Annotated in this window: 18 protein-coding genes; 11 read left to right on the top strand and 7 right to left on the bottom strand. The window is 73.0% G+C overall.

What is annotated here, in order from left to right; translation table 11 throughout:
- The first annotated feature begins 19 nt into the window (after window positions 1-19).
- Window positions 20-2,947, top strand: coding sequence for a pyridoxamine 5'-phosphate oxidase family protein (locus HD593_RS25120; protein ID WP_185104557.1), 2,928 nt, complete (start codon window positions 20-22; stop codon window positions 2,945-2,947).
- Window positions 2,948-2,958: 11 nt separating this feature from the next.
- Here HD593_RS25120 and HD593_RS25115 read toward each other — a convergent pair whose 3' ends face one another.
- The 3 genes from HD593_RS25115 to HD593_RS25105 form a co-directional block, all read right to left on the bottom strand.
- Window positions 2,959-4,050, bottom strand: a complete 1,092-nt coding sequence (locus HD593_RS25115; RefSeq protein ID WP_312903682.1) for an esterase-like activity of phytase family protein — start codon at window positions 4,048-4,050, stop codon at window positions 2,959-2,961.
- Between the two features lie 250 nt (window positions 4,051-4,300).
- A complete protein-coding gene (locus HD593_RS25110) occupies window positions 4,301-4,933 on the bottom strand; it encodes a TetR/AcrR family transcriptional regulator C-terminal domain-containing protein (RefSeq protein WP_246546713.1) in 633 nt (210 codons plus the stop codon).
- A gap of 25 nt (window positions 4,934-4,958) precedes the next feature.
- Complete coding sequence (locus HD593_RS25105; protein ID WP_185104555.1) at window positions 4,959-5,759, bottom strand: putative protein N(5)-glutamine methyltransferase; 801 nt, start codon at window positions 5,757-5,759, stop codon at window positions 4,959-4,961.
- A gap of 266 nt (window positions 5,760-6,025) precedes the next feature.
- Between HD593_RS25105 and HD593_RS61720 the strand changes: the two genes are divergently transcribed.
- Window positions 6,026-6,946 (top strand): helix-turn-helix domain-containing protein, encoded by a 921-nt coding sequence (locus HD593_RS61720; RefSeq protein WP_246546712.1) that lies wholly within the window; start codon window positions 6,026-6,028, stop codon window positions 6,944-6,946.
- Window positions 6,947-6,953: 7 nt separating this feature from the next.
- On the opposite strand, the gene HD593_RS25095 is transcribed toward HD593_RS61720, so the two are convergent.
- The gene (locus tag HD593_RS25095; protein WP_185104554.1) at window positions 6,954-8,489 is read right to left on the bottom strand and encodes a long-chain-fatty-acid--CoA ligase; all 1,536 of its coding nucleotides are present in this window, start codon (window positions 8,487-8,489) and stop codon (window positions 6,954-6,956) included.
- A 166-nt stretch (window positions 8,490-8,655) separates the two neighbouring features.
- Here HD593_RS25095 and HD593_RS25090 point away from each other — a divergent pair, with 166 nt between their 5' ends.
- From HD593_RS25090 to HD593_RS25075, 4 genes are all read left to right on the top strand, one after another.
- A complete protein-coding gene (locus tag HD593_RS25090) occupies window positions 8,656-9,567 on the top strand; it encodes an NADP-dependent oxidoreductase (protein WP_185104553.1) in 912 nt (303 codons plus the stop codon).
- A gap of 106 nt (window positions 9,568-9,673) precedes the next feature.
- Window positions 9,674-10,120, top strand: a complete 447-nt coding sequence (locus HD593_RS25085; RefSeq protein ID WP_185104552.1) for a cupin domain-containing protein — start codon at window positions 9,674-9,676, stop codon at window positions 10,118-10,120.
- 10 nt (window positions 10,121-10,130) lie between these two features.
- A complete protein-coding gene (locus HD593_RS25080; protein ID WP_185104551.1) occupies window positions 10,131-10,565 on the top strand; it encodes a cupin domain-containing protein in 435 nt (144 codons plus the stop codon).
- Window positions 10,562-10,867, top strand: coding sequence for a DUF6313 family protein (locus HD593_RS25075; RefSeq protein ID WP_185104550.1), 306 nt, complete (start codon window positions 10,562-10,564; stop codon window positions 10,865-10,867). The genes HD593_RS25080 and HD593_RS25075 overlap by 4 nt, the downstream gene beginning before the upstream one ends.
- A gap of 34 nt (window positions 10,868-10,901) precedes the next feature.
- Here the strand turns inward: HD593_RS25075 and HD593_RS25070 are convergent, their stop codons facing one another.
- Both HD593_RS25070 and HD593_RS25065 read right to left on the bottom strand, forming a co-directional pair.
- Window positions 10,902-12,026: a WD40 repeat domain-containing protein gene (locus HD593_RS25070; RefSeq protein ID WP_185104549.1), complete on the bottom strand. Its 1,125-nt coding sequence runs from the start codon at window positions 12,024-12,026 to the stop codon at window positions 10,902-10,904.
- A gap of 147 nt (window positions 12,027-12,173) precedes the next feature.
- On the bottom strand, window positions 12,174-13,484 hold the full coding sequence (locus tag HD593_RS25065; protein ID WP_185104548.1) for a lysine N(6)-hydroxylase/L-ornithine N(5)-oxygenase family protein: 1,311 nt from the start codon (window positions 13,482-13,484) through the stop codon (window positions 12,174-12,176).
- A 112-nt stretch (window positions 13,485-13,596) separates the two neighbouring features.
- Here HD593_RS25065 and HD593_RS25060 point away from each other — a divergent pair, with 112 nt between their 5' ends.
- Window positions 13,597-14,544, top strand: a complete 948-nt coding sequence (locus tag HD593_RS25060) for a methionyl-tRNA formyltransferase (RefSeq protein WP_185104547.1) — start codon at window positions 13,597-13,599, stop codon at window positions 14,542-14,544.
- Here HD593_RS25060 and HD593_RS25055 read toward each other — a convergent pair.
- A complete protein-coding gene (locus HD593_RS25055; RefSeq protein WP_185104546.1) occupies window positions 14,535-15,668 on the bottom strand; it encodes an alpha/beta hydrolase-fold protein in 1,134 nt (377 codons plus the stop codon). The genes HD593_RS25060 and HD593_RS25055 overlap by 10 nt on opposite strands.
- An 88-nt stretch (window positions 15,669-15,756) precedes the next feature.
- Between HD593_RS25055 and HD593_RS25050 the strand changes: the two genes are divergently transcribed.
- The 4 genes from HD593_RS25050 to HD593_RS25035 all read left to right on the top strand — a co-directional run bounded on the left by HD593_RS25050 (window position 15,757) and on the right by HD593_RS25035 (window position 20,811).
- Window positions 15,757-16,791, top strand: coding sequence for a FecCD family ABC transporter permease (locus HD593_RS25050; RefSeq protein ID WP_185104545.1), 1,035 nt, complete (start codon window positions 15,757-15,759; stop codon window positions 16,789-16,791).
- Window positions 16,788-17,858 (top strand): FecCD family ABC transporter permease, encoded by a 1,071-nt coding sequence (locus tag HD593_RS25045; protein WP_185104544.1) that lies wholly within the window; start codon window positions 16,788-16,790, stop codon window positions 17,856-17,858. The genes HD593_RS25050 and HD593_RS25045 overlap by 4 nt, the downstream gene beginning before the upstream one ends.
- Window positions 17,859-17,982: 124 nt before the next feature.
- Complete coding sequence (locus tag HD593_RS25040; RefSeq protein ID WP_312903680.1) at window positions 17,983-18,981, top strand: iron-siderophore ABC transporter substrate-binding protein; 999 nt, start codon at window positions 17,983-17,985, stop codon at window positions 18,979-18,981.
- 51 nt (window positions 18,982-19,032) lie between these two features.
- Complete coding sequence (locus HD593_RS25035) at window positions 19,033-20,811, top strand: ABC transporter ATP-binding protein (protein WP_185104542.1); 1,779 nt, start codon at window positions 19,033-19,035, stop codon at window positions 20,809-20,811.
- Window positions 20,812-20,852: the final 41 nt, after the last annotated feature.

Here is a 20,852-nt window from a genome sequence, read left to right as displayed (position 1 = left end):
GCGTACGTGTGGGCCGCCGATGAACGATCGTGTGCCGGACGCCTGGGTGCTGGTCTACGAGGGGTTCGAGCCCTCGGGCGAGGGCCTGCGCGAGGCGCTGTGCACGCTGGGCAACGGCCGGTTCGCCACGCGCGGAGCCACCCCCGACGGGCAGCCGCGCACGCCGGGCACGTACCTGGCGGGCTGCTACGACCGGCTCGACTCGGTGGTGGCCGGCCACACCGTGACGAACGAGGACCTCGTCAACCTGCCGGACTGGCTGCCGCTGACGTTCGCCACGCCCGGCTCGGGCTGGTTCCGGCCCGAGCGGGCCGACCTGCCGCTCTACCGGCACGAGCTGGACCTGCGCCGCGGCGTGCTGGTACGGGACCTGCGCTGGCGCGACGGCGAGGGCAGGATCACCCGGGTACGCCAGCGCCGCCTGGTGTCGATGGCGGACCCGTACCTGGCGGCGATGCAGACCACGTTCACGGCGGAGAACTGGTCGGGCCCGCTGCGCGTGCGCGCCACGCTGGAGGGCCGGGTGCGCAACGAGGGCGTGGCCCGCTACCGCGACCTGCGCGGCGACCACCTCACCGGGCACGCGACCGGCTCGGAGGACGACCTGGCCTGGCTGACGGCGCGTACCCGCTCCTCCCACGTGGTCGTGGCGCTGGCCGCCAGGATGGACGGCGACGTGCCCGCCAGGCCGTCGCTCGGCGCCGGCCACATCACCTCCGACCACGTTCTCGACCTGGCCGAGGGCGTGCCGGCCGACCTCACGAAGGTGGTGGCGCTGACGTCCTCGCGCGACCCGGCCAGCCACGACCCGCGGACGTCGGCGCTGCGGCACGTGCGCCGGGCGCCGCCGTTCGCGGAGCTGCTGGCGCGGCACGAGGCGGCGTGGGAGCTGCTGTGGCGGCGGGCCAGGCTCGACGTGGACGGCCCCGAGCTGTCGCTGGTCGTGCACCTGCACATCTTCCACCTGCTGCAGACGCTCTCCCCGCACACCGCCGGCCTGGACGCCGGGGTGCCCGCCCGTGGCCTGCACGGCGAGGCGTACCGGGGGCACGTGTTCTGGGACGAGCTGTTCGTGCAGCCGTGGCTGGACCTGCGCTTCCCGCAGATCTCCCGCGGGCTGCTGCGTTACCGCTGGCGACGACTGCCCGAGGCGCGGGACGCGGCCAGGGAGGCCGGTCTCGACGGCGCGATGTTCCCCTGGCAGAGCGGCAGCGACGGCCGCGAGGAGAGCCAGACCCTGCACCTGAACCCCGCCTCCGGCCGCTGGCTGCCCGACCACTCCCGGCTGCAGCGGCACGTCGGCCTGGCCGTCGCCTACAACGTGTGGCACCACTACCTGGCCACCGGCTCCATGCCGCCGTGGTGCGCCGAGCTGCTGCTCGACATCGCCAGGTTCTTCGCCTCGCTGGCCGTCCCCGCCGGTGACCGGTACGAGATCCGCGGCGTCATGGGCCCCGACGAGTACCACGACGCCTACCCCGGCGCGGCCGTCCCCGGCCTGGACAACAACGCCTACACCAACGTCATGACCGCGTGGCTGATGGCTCGCGCCCGCGACACCGCCGCGCTGGCCCCCGACCTGCCTCCCGGCCTGGCGCCGTCCGCCGCGGAGCTGGAGCGCTGGGACGACGTCGGCCGCCGCCTGCGGGTCGACTTCCACGACGGCGTGATCAGCCAGTTCACCGGGTACGCCGACCTGCTGGAGCTCGACTGGGACCGCTTCGCCGGCGTGCGCCGCCTGGACCGGGCGCTGGAGGCCGACGGCGACGACGTCAACCGGTACAAGGCGTCCAAGCAGGCCGACACCCTCATGCTCTGCTACCTGCTGACCGGCGAGGAGCTGACCGGCACGCTGGAGCGGCTCGGCTATCCGGTCGATCCGGACCTCATCTCCCGTACCGTCTCCTACTACCTGCGGCGCACCAGCCACGGCTCCACGCTCAGTGCGGTCGTGCACGCCTGGGTGCTGGCCCGCTCGAACCGGGCGCAGTCGTGGCGTTTCTTCACCGAGGCCCTTTACAGCGACATCAAGGACGTCCAGGGCGGCACCACCGCGGAGGGCATCCACCTGGGCGCCATGGGGGGCACGCTCGACCTGCTGCAGCGCTGCTATCTGGGCCTGGAGGTGGGGCCCGGCGGGCTGCGGCTGGATCCGCTGCTGCCCGAGGAGCTCGGGCTCGTGTCCATGCCGATCCGCTACCGGGGGCGTCAGGTGTTCATCGACGCCGATCACGACGAGGCCCGGCTCAACGGCGCCGCGCGCCGTACTTTTGGCAGAGGGGAAGTCATCATGACAGGCACAGGCGATCTCGGCCGTCGCGTCATCCATCACCGCGAGCGGCTCGGGCTGACCCGGGAGCAGGTCGCCGAGCGCGCGGACATGTCACCCGGATACCTGAAATATCTGGAGGAGAACGCCGACACGCCCGACACCGGAGCGCTCTACCGGCTGGCGGACGCGCTGGGCACGACGGTGGAGGACCTGCTGGGCGGCGGCCACGACCGTCCGCCCGGGCGCGGCCCCGCCATGGCCCACCCGTCGCTGGAGATGCTGGACGAGCAGGAGTGCCGGCGGCTGATCGCGCCGGGCGGGATCGGGCGGGTGGCGTTCAACGGCTCGCACGGGCCGACCGTGCTGCCGGTCAACTACAAGATGCACGAGGGCGCGATCGTCTTCCGCACCGCCGTGGGCGGGGCCATGGACAAGGACCTGAGCACCGGGCTGGCAGGCGTCGACATCCTGATCGCCTTCGAGATCGACAACATCGACGAGGCCAACCGGGAGGGGTGGAGCGTGCTGGTCCAGGGGCCCGCGCACCACGTGCCCCCGGAGGAGACGAACGGCCCGCAGGGCACGGGCGTCACCCCGTGGGCCGGGGGCGAGCGGGAGCTCTACATCCGCATCGTCCCCCAGCACATCACCGGGCGCCGCATCCACGGCATCTGACGGATCCAGGCTCAGCAGCCCGTGGCCGCGAACGCCATGAACTGCGTCACCTCCTCCTCGGAGAAGTTGTCGTCGGAGCCGATCACCAGCGTGCACTCGCCGCTCGCCAGCCGGGGGCCCCAGGCCATGCCCTCCAGGTTCTGCACCGGCGGGCGGAAGCCGCCGAGGTCGCGGACCAGCCGCTTGGTGACCGGCCGGTACCTGCCGGCCTGCGTCAGCGAGTCGCGGCCGATCACGTTCGAGGCACCGCGCAAGTCGATCTCGTACAGCCTGGCCCGGTATCCCACGCCCTGGATCCAGGAGCGCTCGAGTGCCAGGTAGCGGTTGTCGTCGATGGCCAGCAGCTCCGACACGCCGCTGTCGCTCAGGCCGTCTGGCGGGTTCGGCGGGGCCGCCAGGGCGTCGAGCGGGTAGGCGTACTGCGCGCGGGCCCGGCCCTGGCGGTCCCACACGGTGAGCCGCGCCACCGAGCCGCGTTCGGCCGTCGGCGTCGGCCCGTCCTCGAAGCGCGGGCCCTCGGTCATGGCGGCGATGGTGCGTTCGGTGACGGCCAGCCCCTCGAACCCGAAATTGCGCCGCGGCCCGTTTTCCGTGTTCGTGAAGCGCAAATTCGACGGCACCGGCAGATCAGCGGTTTCGCGTCCTTCGGGGTTCATTCCGCGCACCGTTGAATGCGAGATGGGAATATCCGGATTCGCGCGGTCGGGCCGGTCGCCCTCGTCGCCCCACAGCAGCCGCCCGTTCCACCGGTCGAACCTGATCGACTCGGGGTCGGCCGAGCCCGGCCTGCCGTAGGCCGGGTACGGTGTCCCGTCGGGCCTGGTCAGCGTGGTGACGCCGGTCAGCCGTACGGCGGCGAAGGCGCCCGTCCTGCGGTCGATGGTCAGCTGGCCGGTGTAGAAGCGGGCGGGGTCGTAGCGCCAGCGGTCGTCGGAGATGAAGTACCAGACGCCGGTGCGCGGGTCCCGATCGAAGCCCGACAGGCCGCCCACGGTCGTGCCCTCGAACTCCACCCGGTGCGGGATCCGCTGCTCGCCGAGGAAGCGGGTGATCCGCACGGGCTCGCGAGGGGCGGCCGTCGCGGGCGGAGCCGTGCCCGCCACCACCGCGAGAGCGAGGGTGATTTCCGTAATTCTCCGTGCACTTCTCCGTGTACGCGCCAATTGTTCCTCCATCCCGGAATTCGACGGAGGAAATGAAAGCGCGTCTCACCGGAGAAGTCCACGAAGAAAACAACCGCATGCCGCACTGCAAAAGGCGCAAATCACGGCGGGAGGCCGGGCAGGGTGACCGGCTGACGGAGACCGGAGGAGGATCAGGCGGGAGCTCACGCGGCCTCCTCGACCGGGAGGATCAGGCGGGGGCCGACGCGGCGACGCCGTCGAGGATGAGCCGCAGGCCGTGCTCGAACGCCTCGTCGCTGGTCGGCGCGCCGCCCGTCCTGACGCCCTCGACCGTGAGCGGGTAGTCCGCGGCGTACGCGGCCAGGGCGGGCCCGTCGTCAGGGCTGTCGCGGCGGCCTCGCCGGTCGAGGGCCGCCTGCTCGTTCAGCACGAAGCCGAGCGTGTAGTGGCTGATCGCGGTGATCGCGTGCAGGCCCCGCGCGGGGGTGAAGCCGAGCCCGGTCAGCGTCCTGAGCTCCTCCTCGAAGCTCCTGGCCACGCCGGGCCCCGGATCGCCGGCCGCGATCAGCCGCGCGCCGTCGCGGTGGCCGAGCAGCGTGCGCCGGTAGCGGTGCGCGCGCCGGGTCAGCCACTCCCGCCAGCCCTCGCCCTCGGCCGGCCCGCCCATGTCGTGGGCGAGCAGCTCGCGGGCCATCTCGTCGAGCAGCTCCTGCTTGTTGCGGAAGTGCCAGTAGAGCGCCGGGTTCTGGACGCCCAGGCGGGCGGCGAGGCGGCGCATGGACAGGCCCTCCAGGCCGGCCTCGTCGAGCAGTTCCAGCGCCGCGCGCACGACGGTGTCCCGCGCCAGTCCCTTCTGTGCCATCGCGGATCACCTTAACACCGCTAAGTCATCGGGCTTCCAGGGTGCCGATGACCGCCGTCGCGTCCAGGTCGCCGGAGGTGGCCACCCGGGCCGCCAGCCCGGCCGACCGTACGGCCTCGGCGGTCGCTGCCGCCTGGCGCTCACTGGTCTCCACCAGCAGATGCCCGCCGGGAGCGAGCCAGCCGGGGGCGCCGCCGATCACCCGCCGGACCACGTCGAGGCCGTCGGCGCCGCCGTCCAGCGCGTGCAGCGGCTCGTGCAGGCGGGCCTCGGGAGGCAGCAGGCCCACCGACTCCGTCGGCACGTACGGGGGGCTGGCGATCAGGATGTCCACCCGTCCGCGCAGCGCGGCGGGCAGCGGGTCGTACAGGTCGCCCTCGTGGACCGTCGCCGCCCCCGCCAGGTTGCGCCGGGCGCAGCGGACGGCGGCGGGGTCGAGATCGGCGGCGTGCAGCTCGGTCTCCGGCAGGGCCGCCGCCACGGCCGCGCCCATCGCGCCCGTCCCGCAGCACAGGTCCAGGACCGCCGGGGTGCCCGCGACCTCGCGCGCCAGCCCGACGGCCACCTCGATGAGGAACTCGGTGCGCGGCCGGGGCACGAACACCCCCGGCTCCACGTACACCCGCAGGCCGCAGAACTCCGCCCAGCCCAGCACGTGTTCGAGCGGTTCGCCCGCGACCCTGCGCGCCACCATGGCGTCGAGCTCGGCGGGGGTGGGCGCGGTGGACAGGAGCAGCTCCGCCTCGTCCTCGGCGAAGACGCATCCGGCGGCGCGGAGGCGGGCGACGATGGCAGCAGTGCTGATAGATGACGAAAAAACCGACATGGGAGCCTTTCGGGATGCCCATGGGCGCTCCCGCGGTCACCTAATCCCTGTGGGCCGCGCTTCTCGAGGGGAGCACCCAGACTGACACAGCGGTAATGGGTCTCACCTCCCAAGGACGATCCTGCGACGTGACCGCCACAGTACCAGCCCGCGGGATCCCGCATCGGCCGGGGGGCTGGTGACGCCGCTCTCAGCCGGAGGCCGCGCCCACCCGTGAACGGCTACGCTTTCAGCGGCGCGGGCTCCCGGGCCGGAAGGGCGGGGTGATGGCGCACTCCTGGCGCGGCTGGTGCCTCCTGCGGCCCGGCCTCCTGCTGTACGGCGGCACGGTCGGCCGGAACGAGCTGCACGCCCACCACGCGGTCCAGCTGATCGTCGCCGCCGAGCCCTTCACCATGGCCGACGCCCGCGGCGAGCGGGTGACCACGCGCATCGCCGTCGTCCCGCCCGACACCGCCCACACGGTGCTCACCGGCGCCCGCCACGCCCTGCTCGCCCACCTCGACCCGCGCAGCTCGCCGGGCCGCTCCCTGCTCGCACGCTGCGCCCCCGGCCCAACGGCTCCCACCTGGTCACCGGCCGGTACCGGGCCGACGGCGCTCGCATGGCCGCTCTCCGTCCCACCGGCCGGCGTTGCGGTCGAGAAGCCGTCCGGCGGGACGGCCGGCGTTGCGGTCGGGGAGCCGTCCGGTCGCGGCTCCCCGGCCCCCGTGGCTGCCGGGAACGGGCGCGTGCGGCCGGGGATCCGGCCGCGCATGTTCACCGAGCCCCCGGCCGGTCACGCGCGTTCGGCCGAGGCGGCGGCCGCGCTGCGGGTCGTCGAGGAGTGGAGCGGCCACGGCGGCGCCGCCGACGTCCTGCACCCGGCGGTGGAGGCGGCGATCGCGCTGCTCCCCGCGCTCCTCGCGGGAGGCCCTGTGCGGCTGCGAGCGGTGGCGGAGGCGGTGCACCTGTCGCCCAGCCGGCTGGCGCACCTGTTCAGCGCGCACGTCGGGATCCCGCTGCGGCCGTACGTGCGGTGGCTGCGGTTGCAGCGGGCCATCGATCAGGTGGCCGCCGGGGAGTCGCTGACGGCGGCCGCGCACGCCGCCGGGTTCGCCGACGGCCCGCACTTCACCCGGGCCTTCAGGACCACCTTCGGCAACGCGCCGTCCGAGCTCGCCACCGCGATCGACTGGCTGCCGTGACGGCCGGCTAACGCAGCTCGCGCTTGAGGATCTTGCCGGTCGCCGTCATCGGCAGGTGCTCGCGGAACTCGATGATCCTCGGGTACTTGTAGGCCGCCATGTTCTCCCTCGACCAGGCGACGAGCTCGGCCTCGCTCGCCGTCGCGCCGGGCGCCGGGATGACGTACGCCTTGACCTCCTCGCCGTGCGAGGCATGGGGCACGCCGACGACGGCCGCCAGCGAGACCGCCGGGTGCGTCATCAGCACCTCCTCCACCTCGCGCGGGTAGACGTTGAACCCGCCCCGGATGATCATGTCCTTGGTGCGGTCGAAGACGGCGTAGTAGCCGTCCTCGTCGCGGGTGGCGACGTCGCCGGTGCGGAACCAGCCGTCCCGCAGCACCTCCGCGGTCTCCTCGGGACGCCCGTGGTAGCCCTTCATCACGTTGTGCCCGCGGATGGCGATCTCGCCGGGGCCCTCGCCCTCGATGGTGTTCCAGTCGCCGTCCACCAGCCGCATCTGCACGCCCCAGATGGGGAAGCCGATGGTGCCTGGCTTGGTGGGCCGGCTGAGCTGGTTGAAGCAGGCCGCGGGCGAGGTCTCCGACAGGCCGTAGCCCTCCAGGATCGGGACGCCGAAGGTGGCCTCGAAGTCCTTGAGCACCTCGACCGGGCAGGCGGCCGCCCCCGACACCGCCACCTTCAGCGTCGTGGGCACCTCGGCCCCGTCCGCGTGGATCTTCGACAGCATCGCCCAGTACATGGTGGGCACCCCGGCGAAGATGGACACCTTCTCCCGGCGCATGAGCTCCAGGGCCTCGCCGGGCTCGAAGCGCGGCATGAGCACGAGGGTGGCGCGGCGGCGCAGGCTCACGTTCATGACCGAGGTCTGGCCGAAGGAGTGGAAGAGGGGCAGCACGGCGAGCGAGACGTCGCCGCCGGGGTCGGTGGGGAACATCTCGTCGCTGACCATGGTGTTGATCAGCAGGTTCGCGTGGGTGAGCTCGGCGCCCTTGGGCCGGCCGGTGGTGCCGGAGGTGTAGAGGATGGCCGCGACGTCCTCCGGCCCCGTCTGCACCGTCTCGAACTCCCCCGGCATCCCGTCCAGCGCCGCCCAGATCGACTCGCCGTGCTCCGACTCGGTGGCCAGCGGCGTGGCGGGCAGCACGAAGAAGTGCTCGCAGCCCTCTGTGGCGTCGAACCCCTCCCGCCCGCGCTCCCCCATCGGCAGCTCGGCGGTGCCCTCGAAGCAGAAGAGCGCCCTGGCGCCGCTGTCGGTCAGGTGGTAGGTGATCTCGCGCGGCTGCAGCAGCACGTTGAGCGGGACGACGGTCGCGCCGGCCTTGAGTATGCCGAAGTAGACGAAGGGGAAGTAGGGCACGTTCGGGCAGAGCAGGGCGACCTTGTCGCCCCTGCCGATCCCTCTGGCCGCCAGGAGGTTCGCCACCTGGTTCGCGACGGAGTCCACCATGGAGTACGGCAGGCGCAGGTCGCCGAAGACCAGGGCGGTGCGGTCCGGAGCGTTGCGGGCGCTGTCTTCCAGAATGATCGACAGGTTGAGCATCGTGACCCTCTCGTCAGAACGCGTCGTCCGTCCCCAGGATGCTCGGGCCGTTCCCGGCACGGCTTGTACGAACGTGCCGACTCCACGCGGACGGGCGGATCGAACTCCCGCGCCGGTGGGTACGTTCGCCCTGCTCGATTTCTCACACCACCGGCGAGGACCTGTCATGCAAGCCATCACCGCCCGAGACCGCGCCGCCGGCCCGGCCGGGCTCTCCCTGACCGAGGAGCCGTACCCGCACGCCGCCGAGAACGACGTGATCGTCCGGGTGCACGCCGCGGGGTTCACCCGGGGAGAGCTCGACTGGCCGGGAACGTGGTCGGACCGCGCGGGCCGCGACCGGACGCCGAGCGTGCCCGGGCACGAGGTGTCCGGGACGGTGGCGGAGCTGGGGTACGGCACCACCGGCCTGACCGTCGGGCAGCGGGTGTTCGGGCTGACCGACTGGACCCGCAACGGCTCCCTGGCCGAGTACGTGGCGGTCGAGGCGCGCAACCTCGCCCCGCTGCCGGCCGACATCGACCACACCGTGGCCGCCGCGCTGCCGATCTCGGGGCTGACCGCGTGGCAGGCGCTGTTCGACCACGGCCGCCTCGCCGCCGGCCAGACCGTGCTGGTCCACGGCGCCGCGGGCGGCGTCGGCTCGCTGGCGGTGCAGCTCGCGCGCGAGGCGGGAGCGCGGGTGATCGGCACCGGCAGGGCGGAGTCCAGGGACACGGCACTCGGCCTGGGCGTGGACGTCTTCCTGGATCTGGAGGCCGACCGGCTGGAGGACGCCGGCCAGGTCGATCTGGTGATCGACGTGATCGGCGGCGACATCGGCGACCGTTCCGCCGCGCTGGTACGCCCCGGCGGCACGCTCATCGCCCTCCCCTCGCCACCGGCCGTCCACCCCCCGGAGGGCCGGGCGATCTTCTTCGTCGTCGAGCCCGACCGGGCCCGCCTCGCGGACCTGGCCGGGCGGCTGCGCGAGGGGCGGCTCCGCGTGCTCGTCGGGGCCGTGCGCCCCCTGGCCGAGGCACCGGCCGCGTTCGCGTCCCGCGGCAAGACAATCATCCGGGTCACGGAGGGCGGATAGACCGGTTCGAGCTGGGCGAATCATCGCCAGGGCTTGAAGTGGCCCCTGGTTAACCCGCGACGGGCCCGGACAGCGTACTCGGACAGAGCAGGATGGGAGAGCCGTCATGATCCGAGTACGGTCCGCCCTGGCCGCCGGCCTGGTGGCCTCGGCGGCCGCGTGCGCCGCTCCGGCGACGGGCCACGCGCCGGTCGCCACCGTGACCACGCAGCCACCGGCCGAGACGCTGAAGCCGCTGCTGGAACAGGCACTGCCGAACGTCAAGGGCAAGACGTTCACCTCGGCGATCGCCGACTTCCCGCCGGCCGCGCGGGCGGTCCCGCACCGGCACGGCACGGCCTTCGTGTACGCCTACGTGCTCGAAGGCACCGTACGCAGCCAGATCGAGGGCGAGCCGGTGCGCACGTACCGCCAGGGCGAGAGCTGGGTCGAGCCGCCGGGTGCCCACCATGTGCTCACCGAGAACACCAGCCGCACGGACCCGGCGAAACTGCTGGTCGTCTTCATCTCGGACACCGGAGCCGAGCTCAAGGTCGACGACCGGCACGGGTGAGGAGGAACCCATGAGCGACGAGCATCTGCATCACCTGGACAATCCCAACGCGACCACGCCACCGCCGAGGATCGAGCTCGTCTCGTCGGTCCCGTCGCCGCCGCCGATGCCCGGCAACGCGGAGGCGATGACGATCCGCGTCGTCCTGCCGCCGGGCAGCGAGGGCAACCCGCCGCACCGCCACACCGGCCCCGCGTACGGCTACATGATCAGGGGCGAGATGATCTTCGAGCTGGAGGGCGAGCCGGAACGCGTCGTCAAGGCCGGCGAGTCGTTCTGGGAGCCGGGCGGCGATCGCATCCACTACCAGGACGCCAACAACCTCCCGGACGCCGAGACCGAGTTCGTCGTCACGATGTTCGGCGTGGCGGGGCAGCCGATGCTCATCCCGGTGAGCGCGGAGGAGCTCGAAGCGCGCCGGGACCGCCGGGCGCCTCGCCCATGACGCCGGATCGCGGCACCCAGCAGGAGCCGCCCCGTACCCGGTTCGGCGGGCTGGTCAATCTCAGCAGGTGGCTCTGGCGCGAGGCGAAGTGGGTTCTCGTCGGGGTCGTGGTGCTCTTCGTGGCGACCGGCCTGCTGATCGGCTGGGTGGAGGCCTACGAGATCCTCATGGGCTTCCGCTCCCCGTCGAACGTCAAGCACTCGGTGCTGGCGTGGGCGCTGTCCGTGGTGGGCTGGGCGATCATCCCGGCCCTGATCGGCGCCGTGGTGGGCTATCTCTGGCTGTGCAAGAAGCCCCGCTGACGGGGAACGTCTCCCCGGCGGGCGCGGCGGCAGGTCACCAGGCCACGTTCGGCGAGTCGCCCTCGCCCGGCCGCTCACTGACTGTGATCGGCACGGAGGTGACGGCGCCGCCGCCGAGCGGGATCCGGTGGGCGCGCCACCCGTGCGCGTACAGGAGGTGCTCGCCGGTCCCGTCGACGCTGAAGCGCAGGGTCAGCGAGGCGCCGGGCGGCGGTTCCCGCCTGGCCAGGACCTGTGACGGGCCGCCCAGCACGGGGACACGTTCGACGGTGTGCCCGGCGGCGTAGATCAGCGCGCCGCCGTCAGGGGTGTGGGTCACCGACTCGAACGGCACGGCGCCGGCGGCGTTCCTGACGATCCGGGGCGCGGCGGCGTCCGGGCGGGACAGGTCGAGGACGGCGAGGGTCCGGCCGTTGAGCACGCAGGCGAGCGAGCGGCCGTCCGGGGCCCAGGACAGGCCGCCCACCATCGAGTACGTCGCGGTCTTCCAGTCGCGGCGCCGGCCGGTGGCGACGTCGAGCACGGAGATCTTGGCGCCGCCGCCGATGAGCGGGGTGGCGTAGGCCAGCCGGGTGCCGTCGGCACTGAGGGCGAGGTCGTAGAGCTGGCTCAGGTCGTCCGGGTCGGTCTGCGTGACGGGCACCGGCTCGCCCGGGCGCCCGTCCTCGCCGAGGCGGACGAGGAAGAAGCGCAGGCCGGGCTCCGCCTGCCCGCCGGTCCGGCCGGCGAGGGCGAACGTGCGGTTGTCCCGGGCGGCGGCCAGGCGGTGCGAGGTGCCGTCGAGGCCGGGCGGCAGCGGGATGTTCGCGAGGAACGCCCCGGTCGCGGCGTCGTGCACGGCGGGCGGCACCGGGGTGATGGTGGCGGTCTTGGAGGTGCCGGTGAAGCGGGCGAGCGGGGTGCGGGCGGAGACGAAGAAGCGGGGCGGGCCCGTCGCCGGCAGGGGTGCTCCGGTCGCCATGGGCTCGGCCAGCGAGGTCGCCATCGGGTACGGGTGCCTCGGAGCCCCCGTGGATCGCATGGGGGACGGCGGTGGCGGTGACACGGAGGGCTGGGGCGCGCCGGCGAGCGACACCCGGCCGGCCGCCGGATCGGCGCATCCGGCGGCCAGGACGGCCAGGGCCAAGCCCGCCAGCGCGGCTGACGTACGGGACGGCATAGGACGATCATCGACGGGAACGGCCGCGCGCGCCAGCACAAGGCGGGAACGTCCGCGCCCGGCGCGACTCGCCGCGACAGCGGGCAGGCGCTCCGGCGCGGCCCCGGCGCGAGAGCGCGTGGGAGCTCCGGCGCGACCCGTGCGGGCTCAGCGTGACAGCGCGTAGGAGCTGAGGCTTCCGCTCCGGAGGCGGTCGGCCACCGACTCGACGATCTCGCCCACCCGGATCGCGGTGTTGGACAGCAGGGTCGAGGTCAGGCCGTGGGTGTGCTCGCTGGCGCCCTGGACGTAGATGCCGCAGCGCATCGCCTGGGAGGTGACGATCCGGTAGTCGCGGTCCAGGCGCACGCCGCCGCCGGGGAGGCGTTCGCAGTGCCGGCCGGCCTCGCCGAGCAGGGTGAGCGGGTCGGCGGGGCGGTAGCCGGTCGCGTAGACGATGACGTCGGTCTCCAGCACGGTGCGCTCGCCGGTGGGCAGGAACTCCACGGTGACGCGCAGGCCGTTGTCGTCGCGCTCGACGTCGGCGAGCCGTGAGGCGTTGAGGATGCGCAGCCGTTCCTTGCCCTGGACCTTCTCCTGGTAGTGGCGGCGGTACAGCTCGTCGATGAGGTCCAGGTCCACCACGGAGTAGTTGGTGGTGGCGTGGTAGGCGCGCAGCCGGGACTTCACCTCGTCGGGGGCGGTGTAGAAGTGGTCGACCGCGACGGGGTCGAAGATGCGGTTGGCGAAGGAGCTGTCGTCGGCGGGGGTGTAGCCGTACTTGCCGAAGACGGCGCACACCTCGGCCCCGGGGTAGGCGCCGTGCAGGTGCTCGGTCACCTCGGCCGCGCTCTGCCCCGCGCCGACCACCACGAACCTGTGCGGGTCGCGCAGCCCGGGCAGCCTGCCGAGCAGCTCCTCGCTGTGCCAGACCCGGTCGTCGCTGACCAGGCCGTCCGGGAGGACCGGTTCGAGCCCGGCGGCGAGGACCAGGTTGCGGGTGCGGCGGGTGACCAGCGTGCCGTCGCCCTGGCGGACGACCACGTCGAGGAGGTCGATCGTGCCGCCGGACTCGACCGGGGTCACCGCGACGACCTCGGAGCCGTATTCCACCTGGTCGGAGAACCGGGCGGCCGCCCATTCGAGATAGTCGTGGAACTCCATGCGCGACGGGAACATCGTCTTGTGGTTGATGAAGTCGATCAGCCGGTCCCTGTCCTGGAGGTAGCAGAGGAAGCTGAACTCGCTCGTCGGGGTGCGCATGGTGACCAGGTCCTTCAGAAAGGACACCTGCATGGTCGTGCCTTCGAGCAACATGCCCCGGTGCCAGCCGAAGGCGGGCTGTTTCTCGAGGAACACGGCGTCGAGCACGTCACCCGTCCGCGCCTGGCGTTCGCGCAGTGCGATCGCCAGGGCGAGGTTGGAGGGTCCGAAGCCGATGCCTACGAGATCGTGCACGTGCTGCTCCGCTGAGGACATGGAGGCCTTTCCGCCGGTGTGTAACTGGGGTGGAGTCATGGCACAAATTAGGTTAGCCTGGCCTAATTAAGGCGAGCCTAACTGAATCCGATCCCCTCGACAAGGAGGCCCCATGCGGGTCGTGATGTTCGGCTACCAGACCTGGGGACATCGCACGCTCCAGGCCCTGCTGGATTCCACGCACGAGGTCGTACTGGTGGTGACCCATCCGAAGAGCGAGCACGCCTACGAGAGGATCTGGAGCGACTCGGTGGCCGAGCTGGCCGAGGCGCACGACGTCCCGGTACTGCTGCGCAACAGGCCCGACGACGAGGAGCTGATGGTCCGGCTCAAGGAGGCCGAGCCCGACCTCATCGTCGCCAACAACTGGCGGACCTGGATCCCGCCGGAGATCTTCCGCCTCCCCCGCCACGGCACCCTCAACGTGCACGACTCGCTGCTGCCCGCCTACGCCGGCTTCTCCCCGCTGATCTGGGCACTGATCAACGGCGAGCCGGAGGTGGGCGTCACCGCGCACATGATGAACGACGAGCTGGACGCCGGCGACATCGTCGTGCAGCGGGCCGTGCCCGTCGGGCCGGCGGACACCGCCACCGACCTCTTCCACCGCACGGTCGACCTGATCGCGCCGATCGTCACCGAGGCGCTCGACCTCATCGACTCCGGCCGCACCACCTGGACGCCCCAGGACAGGTCCAAGGCCAGCTTCTTCCACAAGCGGTCGATCGAGGACAGCAACATCGACTGGACCTGGCCCGCCGAGGACATCGAGCGGCTGGTCCGCGCCCAGTCCGACCCCTACCCCAACGCCTTCACCCACTACAGGGGCGAGCGCATCCGCGTGCTCAAAGCCTCGGTGTCCCAGGGCGTCTACGGCGGCACGCCCGGCCGGGTCTTCATCCGCGAGGGCGACGGCGTGGTGATCGTCGCTGGCGCCGAGGCTCGCCGCGGCCGCTGCCACGGGCTGGTGATCGAACAGGTGCGTACGGAGGACGGCAGGGACCTGCCCGCCACCGAGGTGTTCCGCACCATGGGCGGCTACCTCACCCGTCAGCCGTGAGCGCGTGGTGGCCCGGCCGCCGGGCCACCACCATCCGCGAGCACCCAGGCGACGTCCCTGAGCAGGGCGTGCCGCCAGCCCGCCCGGTCGTGGCCGGAGGCCGAGCGCGAGACGTGCACCGTGGCCCCGGCCCGCCCGGTCAGGGTCTCGACCAGCTCGCAGTGCGGCAGCATCCGCCGCTCGTGCTCCCCCACGTCGAACGCGACCCGCAGCCCTGACAGGTCGGCGCGTTCCCGCAGGCGGGCGGCGATGGCCCCGCCGACCTGCCCGCCCAGGGGGTCGGGCAGGTCCGGCGCCCCGGGCGCCCACCAGAACGACCCCGACTGGCAGGCGAGGCCGGACACCAGCCCGGGGAACTCCAGGGCCGCGTACATCGCGCTCAGCCCGCCGAGGCTCTGCCCGGCGACCACCAGCCGGTCCCGGTCGGCGGGCACGCCGCTCTCCGCCACCAGTGGCAGCAGCTCGTCCCTGATCGCCTCCCACAGCTCGGGCCTGCAGGCGAACTCGGCCCCCCTGTCTCTGGCGGGCACGAAGACGAGCGTGACGGGAGGCAGGTCGCCCTGGGCGACGGCCGAGTCGAACGCGGTCATGGCCGGGTGCAGGTACAACCAGTCGTCCCCGTCGAGCAGCAGCACCACGGGCCCGCCGCCGCCCGCCGGATGCACGCGCACGGTGCGCCGCCCGCCGAGCCGTTCGCTGGTCCAGCGCAGGCGGGTGCGCGGCAGGGGCAGGACGTCGGCGGGGCCGACGGCGGGCCAGTGCGGCTGGGCGGGGGCGTCGGGGGTCGCGGCGATGGACCGGTCGCCGCCCGCGCCCACGGGGTTGAGCGGGTCGGCGTACGCCGCGTCGGCGGTGCGGAGCTGGTACGTCACCCGCAGCCGCGCGGGCATGGACACCTCGGCGTACCAGCAGTCGGTGCCGCCCCACCGGCGCAGCGGCACCGGCTCCGACCAGCTCTCGAAGTCCAGGCTCGCCGGGGAGCCGCGCCACAGGAACAGGGCGGTCCAGCCGCCTTCGCCGCCGGGCACCATCGCGGGCACCATCGCGCGCGCTGTCGCCGCCGCCCAGAACTCCTCGCTGCCCGGCTCACCGGGTAACCCGAACCTGGCGAAGGTGTCGTCCATCGCAGCCCCGTCCGTCCCTACCGTCGATCGGCGACTAAGGATAGCTTTACCTAAATCGATTGATCGAGACGGCGGTGACGAACCTCGCATGGGAGCTTCCGTGGCGGCGCGGGCGCACCGGCGCCGCGCGGCGGGGGCGGTCACACTCGTGGCGGTCCTCGCGGTCGTGGGCGCCGCGTCGCTGGCCGTCGGCGCGCGCGCGTTGAGCCCCGGGGAGGTGTGGCACGGGCTGTTCGGGGCGCCGGGCGGCGACCAGCGGCTCAGCGAGATCACGCTCATCCTGCGGACGGTGCGGGTGCCCAGGACCGTGCTCGCGATCGCGGCCGGCGCCGCGCTGGGCGTCGGTGGGGCGCTGATCCAGGGGTTCACGCGCAACCCGATCGCCGACACGGGGCTGCTGGGGGTGAACTCCGGCGCCTCGTTCGCCGTGGTGACGGTGATCATGCTGTTCGGGCTCTCCAACCCGTTCCAGTACGTCTGGTTCGCCTTCCTCGGCGCGGCGGCCGCCGGGGTCGTCGTGTTCGGGCTGTCGAGCCTCGGCAGGGGCGGGAGCAGCCCGCTGACGCTCGCGCTGACCGGGCAGGGGGTCACGGTGTTCCTGGCGGCGATGACCACGGCGATCGCGCTGTCGGACCCGGCGTCGCTGAACGCGCTGCGCTTCTGGAACGCCGGCTCCGTGGCCGGAGTCGGCTTCGACGTCATCTGGCCGGTGACGGCGTTCATCGCGGCCGGGCTGGTGCTGGCACTGAGCACGCTGCCGGCCGTCAACCTGCTCAACCTCGGGGAGGACGTGGCCGGGGGGCTGGGCGTGAACACCAGGCTGACCAGGACCGCCGGCGTCGTCGCCATCACCGTGCTGGCGGGCGCGGCGACGGCGGCCTGCGGGCCCATCGCGTTCCTCGGGCTCATGGTGGCCCACGTGGCCCGGTACCTCACGGGGGCGGACTATCGCTGGCTGGTGCCGTACGCGGGACTGCTGGGCGCCGTCGTCCTGCTGGCCTGCGACATCGTGGGGCGCGTGGTGACGCGGCCGGGCGAGTTGCAGGCGGGGGTGGTGGTCGCGCTGGCGGGCGCGCCGTTCTTCGCGGTGCTGGTGTGGCGCGGGAAGTTCAGGAACACATGAGCGAGACGGCGGCGAGGCGTACGGTGGCGCCGGGCGTGCGGCTCGGCCGGGCGTCGTTCGTGTGGCGGCCCTGGCTGCTGGCCGTCACGCTGCTGCTGGCGGGCGCGACGTTCCTGGTGTTCTGCCTGTCCATCGGCGTCGGGGACTTCCCCATCGGCCTGCCCCAGGTGATCGCCACGATCTTCGGGCGGGGCGAGCGGGTCGACGAGTTCGTGATCATGGACTTGCGGATGCCGCGCGCCCTGGCCGGGCTCGTCGTCGGGGTCGCGCTGGGGCTGTCGGGGGCGATCACGCAGTCCATCGCGCGCAACCCGCTGGCCAGCCCCGACGTGCTGGGGATCACCAGCGGCGCGAGCGCGGTCTCGGTGTTCCTGGTGACGGTGTCGGGCGGGGCCGCCGCGGCGATCACCGGCACCGTGGGCCTGTCCGGGGCCGCGCTCGCGGGCGGCCTCGGCACCGGCCTGCTGGTGTACCTCATGGCCTGGCGGCGCGGGATCGAGGGGCTGCGGCTCATCCTCATCGGCATCTCGGTGAGCGCCGTGATGGAGGCGATCACCACCTGGCTGCTGGTCACGGCCGACATCCGGGACGTGGCCAGGGCCCAGGCGTGGCTGATCGGCTCGCTGGACGAGCGCTCGTGGGGCGAGGTCCTGGTGGCGCTGTGGTGCACGCTCGCCCTGCTGGCCGTGGTCGCCTACCTCGCCTTCCCCCTCAGGCCGATGCACTTCGGCGACCAGGTCGCCGCGAGCCTGGGCGTGCGTTACGCGCTGGTGCGGGCGGTCCTGCTGCTGTGCGCCGTGCTGCTGGCCGGGGTGGCGGTGAGCGCGGCGGGGCCCGTCCCGTTCGTCGCGCTGGTGGCGCCGCAGGTGGCGATGCGCCTGGCGCGGCACGCCACCCCGCCGCTCCTGGCCTCGGGGCTGGCGGGCGCGCTGCTGCTGATCGGCGCCGACCTGGTGGCCCGTACGGCACTGCCGGTCGGCCTGCCCGTCGGGGTGGTCACCGCCGCCATCGGCGGCCCCTTCCTCGTCTACCTGCTAGTACGGGCGAACCTCAGAAGAGACCGCTAGGCAAGGTTAGCCTTACCTAATATCGACGTGTTACGGTTTCCCTGGCGCTCGAGACCGCAGCGGACAGCAAGGGACCCCGATGCCTTCACCAGGAACGACCCTGACGGCCCTACGGCGTTCGGCGGTGGCACTGTCCGCCGCGATCCTCGTCGCGGCCTGCGGCTCCGGCCCGGCTCCCCAGCCGGAGGCCGGCAGCGCGGCCCCCACCACCGGTGGCGCGTTCCCGGTCACCGTGGAGCACGCGTTCGGCTCCACGCAGATCACCCAGGCCCCGCAGCGGGTCGTCTCCGTCGGCTACACCGACGACCAGGCCATCCTGGCGTTCGGCATCAAGCCGGTCGGCATGGTCGACCAGTACCCGAACCCGCCGGGCCGGTCCCCCGACATCAACACCCAGTGGCCCTGGGTGAAGGACAGGTGGGGCGGCACCCGGCCCGAGGTCGTCATGACCAACGGGGACTCCGGCCCCAACTACGAGAAGATCGCCGCGCTGCGGCCCGACCTGATCATCGCGGTGTACTCCGAGATCGACCAGGCCGCCTACGACCGGCTCACCAGGATCGCCCCGACGGTGGGCCGCACCAAGACCGAGACGGAGCCGTTCAGCGCCCCGTGGCAGGACAACGCGCTGCACATCGCCAAGGCGCTCGGCAAGGCGGACGAGGGCGCGAAGCTGGTCCAGGACATCCAGGCCAAGCTCGACGCGGCCCGCGCCGCGCATCCGGAGTTCGCCGATCAGACCGCCGTCGCGCTGTCCTGGTACAAGAACTCGGTCGCCCCCTTCACCACCACCGACGTGCGCGGGCGGCTGGTCACGGGCATCGGGTTCAAGGGGCAGCCGGAGATCGACAAGATCGCGGGCGGTAGCTTCTACACCGTGCTGTCCCCAGAACGCATCGACCTCATCGACGTCGATCGCCTCTTCGTCATCGCGGACCAGGCCGACCAGGCGGCGCTGAAGAAGTTCGAGCTGTTCGCCAACCTGCCCGCGGTCAAGAACGGCAAGGTGTCGTACCTGCTCGACAGCGAGGGCCCGGCCGTCGGCGCGGCCATCTCGCAGAGCACGCTGCTGTCGCTGCCGTACGCGATCGACGAGCTCGTCAAGTCGGTCGGCCAGGGATGACGCCGGTGCACGAGCCCTGTCCCCGGCCCGCTTCGGCACGGATGTGAGCGGGTGAACAGCAAGGAGGTTCGCGCCGCGCTGCGCACGGCCACCGGACGCGAGGCCGCCCGATGGGTCGCCGCGGCCTGCCGTGAGGCGCCCTGGCTGACGGCCGCCACCGCCGCCACCACCGTGGCCGGGGCGGCGCTCCAGGTGGTGCCCGTGCTGCTGCTCGGCCGGGTGGTCGACGGGGTGGTCGCGGGCGAGCCGCACTCCATCCTGGTCACGGTCGGGGTGCTGCTGGTCGCCGCCGCGCTGCTCGGCGCGGCGGCCACGGCGGCGTCGGCGTACCTGATCGGGCGGCTGGGCGCGGAGCTGCTCGCGCGGTTGCGGGAAGGCGCCGTGCGGGCCGTGCTGGGCATGCCGAGCGCCCGGATCGAGCAGGTCGGCCACGGTGACGTGCTGTCCAGGGTCGGTGACGACGTGGCCGTGGTGTCCAAGGGCATCCGGCAGGCCGTTCCCACCGTGTTCTCGGCGGGGGTGCTGGTCGCCATCGCCACGGTGGGCATGTTCGGCCTGGACTGGCGGCTGGGGCTGGCGGGCGCCGCGGCGCTGCCCGCGTACGCGCTGGCCCTGCGCTGGTACCTGCCCAGGTCCGCGCCGCTCTACCGGGCGCAGCGCGAGGCCCAGGCCGACCGGGCGCAGGCGCTCATCAGCGGGCTGAACGGGATCGGCACCGTCCGGGCGTACCGGATGGAGAGCGTCTTCCGCGAGCGGGTCGCCCGCGAGTCGTGGCGGGTTCGCGATCTCGGCATCGAGGTGTTCCGCTTCTTCGGCCGGTTCGTCGGCCGCGAGAACCGGGCCGAGTTCATCGGGCTGGTCCTGATCATCGTCACCGGGTACGTGCTGCTGGAGGCCGGCGCCGTCACCCTCGGCGAGGCGTCGGTGGCGCCGCTGCTGTTCCACCGGCTGTTCAACCCCCTGGGCGCCATCATGTTCACCTTCGACGAGGCGCAGAAGTCGGGCGCGAGCCTGACCCGGCTGGTCGGGGTGCTGGGCGAGCCTGCGGAGGAGCGGCTGGTGGGCGGGGCGGCCGTCGCACCGGCGGGCGCGGGGCCGTACCCGGTGACGGTGGAGGGGCTGACGTTCGGCTACCCCGGGTCCGAGCGGCCGGTCCTGCGGGAGGTGAACCTGCAGATTCCGGCGGGCGGCTCCCTCGCGCTGGTGGGAGCGACGGGCGCGGGCAAGTCGACGCTGGCCGCGCTGGTCGCGGGCATCGGCGTCCCGCAGGCCGGGACGGTGCGCATCGGCTCGACCGACCTGGCCGGGCTGGACGAGGCGGGGGCGCGGGTGCTGGTGAGCATCCTGACGCAGGAGACGCACGTGTTCTCCGGCAAGCTCGCCGACGACCTGCGGCTGGCCGCGCCGGAGGCGACGGACGCCGAGCTCATGGACGCCCTGCGCACGGCCGACGCCGAACCGTGGGTCGCGGCGCTGCCCGACGGGCTGAACACCGTGGTGGGCGAGGGCGGCGAGCGCCTGGACGGCGGCAAGGTCGCCCAGCTCGCGCTGGCCCGGCTGATCCTGGGCCGGGCACCGGTGGTGGTGCTGGACGAGTCGACGGCGGAGGCGGGCAGCCAGGGCGCCGCCGAGCTGGAGCGGGCCGTGCTGGCCGCGTGCCGGGGCCGTACCGCGCTGTTCGTGGCGCACCGGCTCACCCAGGCGGTGGCGGCGGACCGCATCGCCGTGCTGGACGCGGGACAGGTCGTGGAACAGGGCACCCACGAGGAGCTGGTGGCCCTGGACGGCCGGTACGCGCGGTTGTGGCGGGCCTGGCGAGAGGCCGGATAGGTGATCGATGGAGGTTTCCGAGAGGGATGGCTGAGTCTGCG

The sequence above is a fragment of the Nonomuraea rubra genome (genome assembly GCF_014207985.1).
Classification (GTDB): Bacteria; Actinomycetota; Actinomycetes; order Streptosporangiales; family Streptosporangiaceae; genus Nonomuraea; species Nonomuraea rubra.
This window is presented reverse-complemented; position numbering and strand designations above follow the sequence as displayed.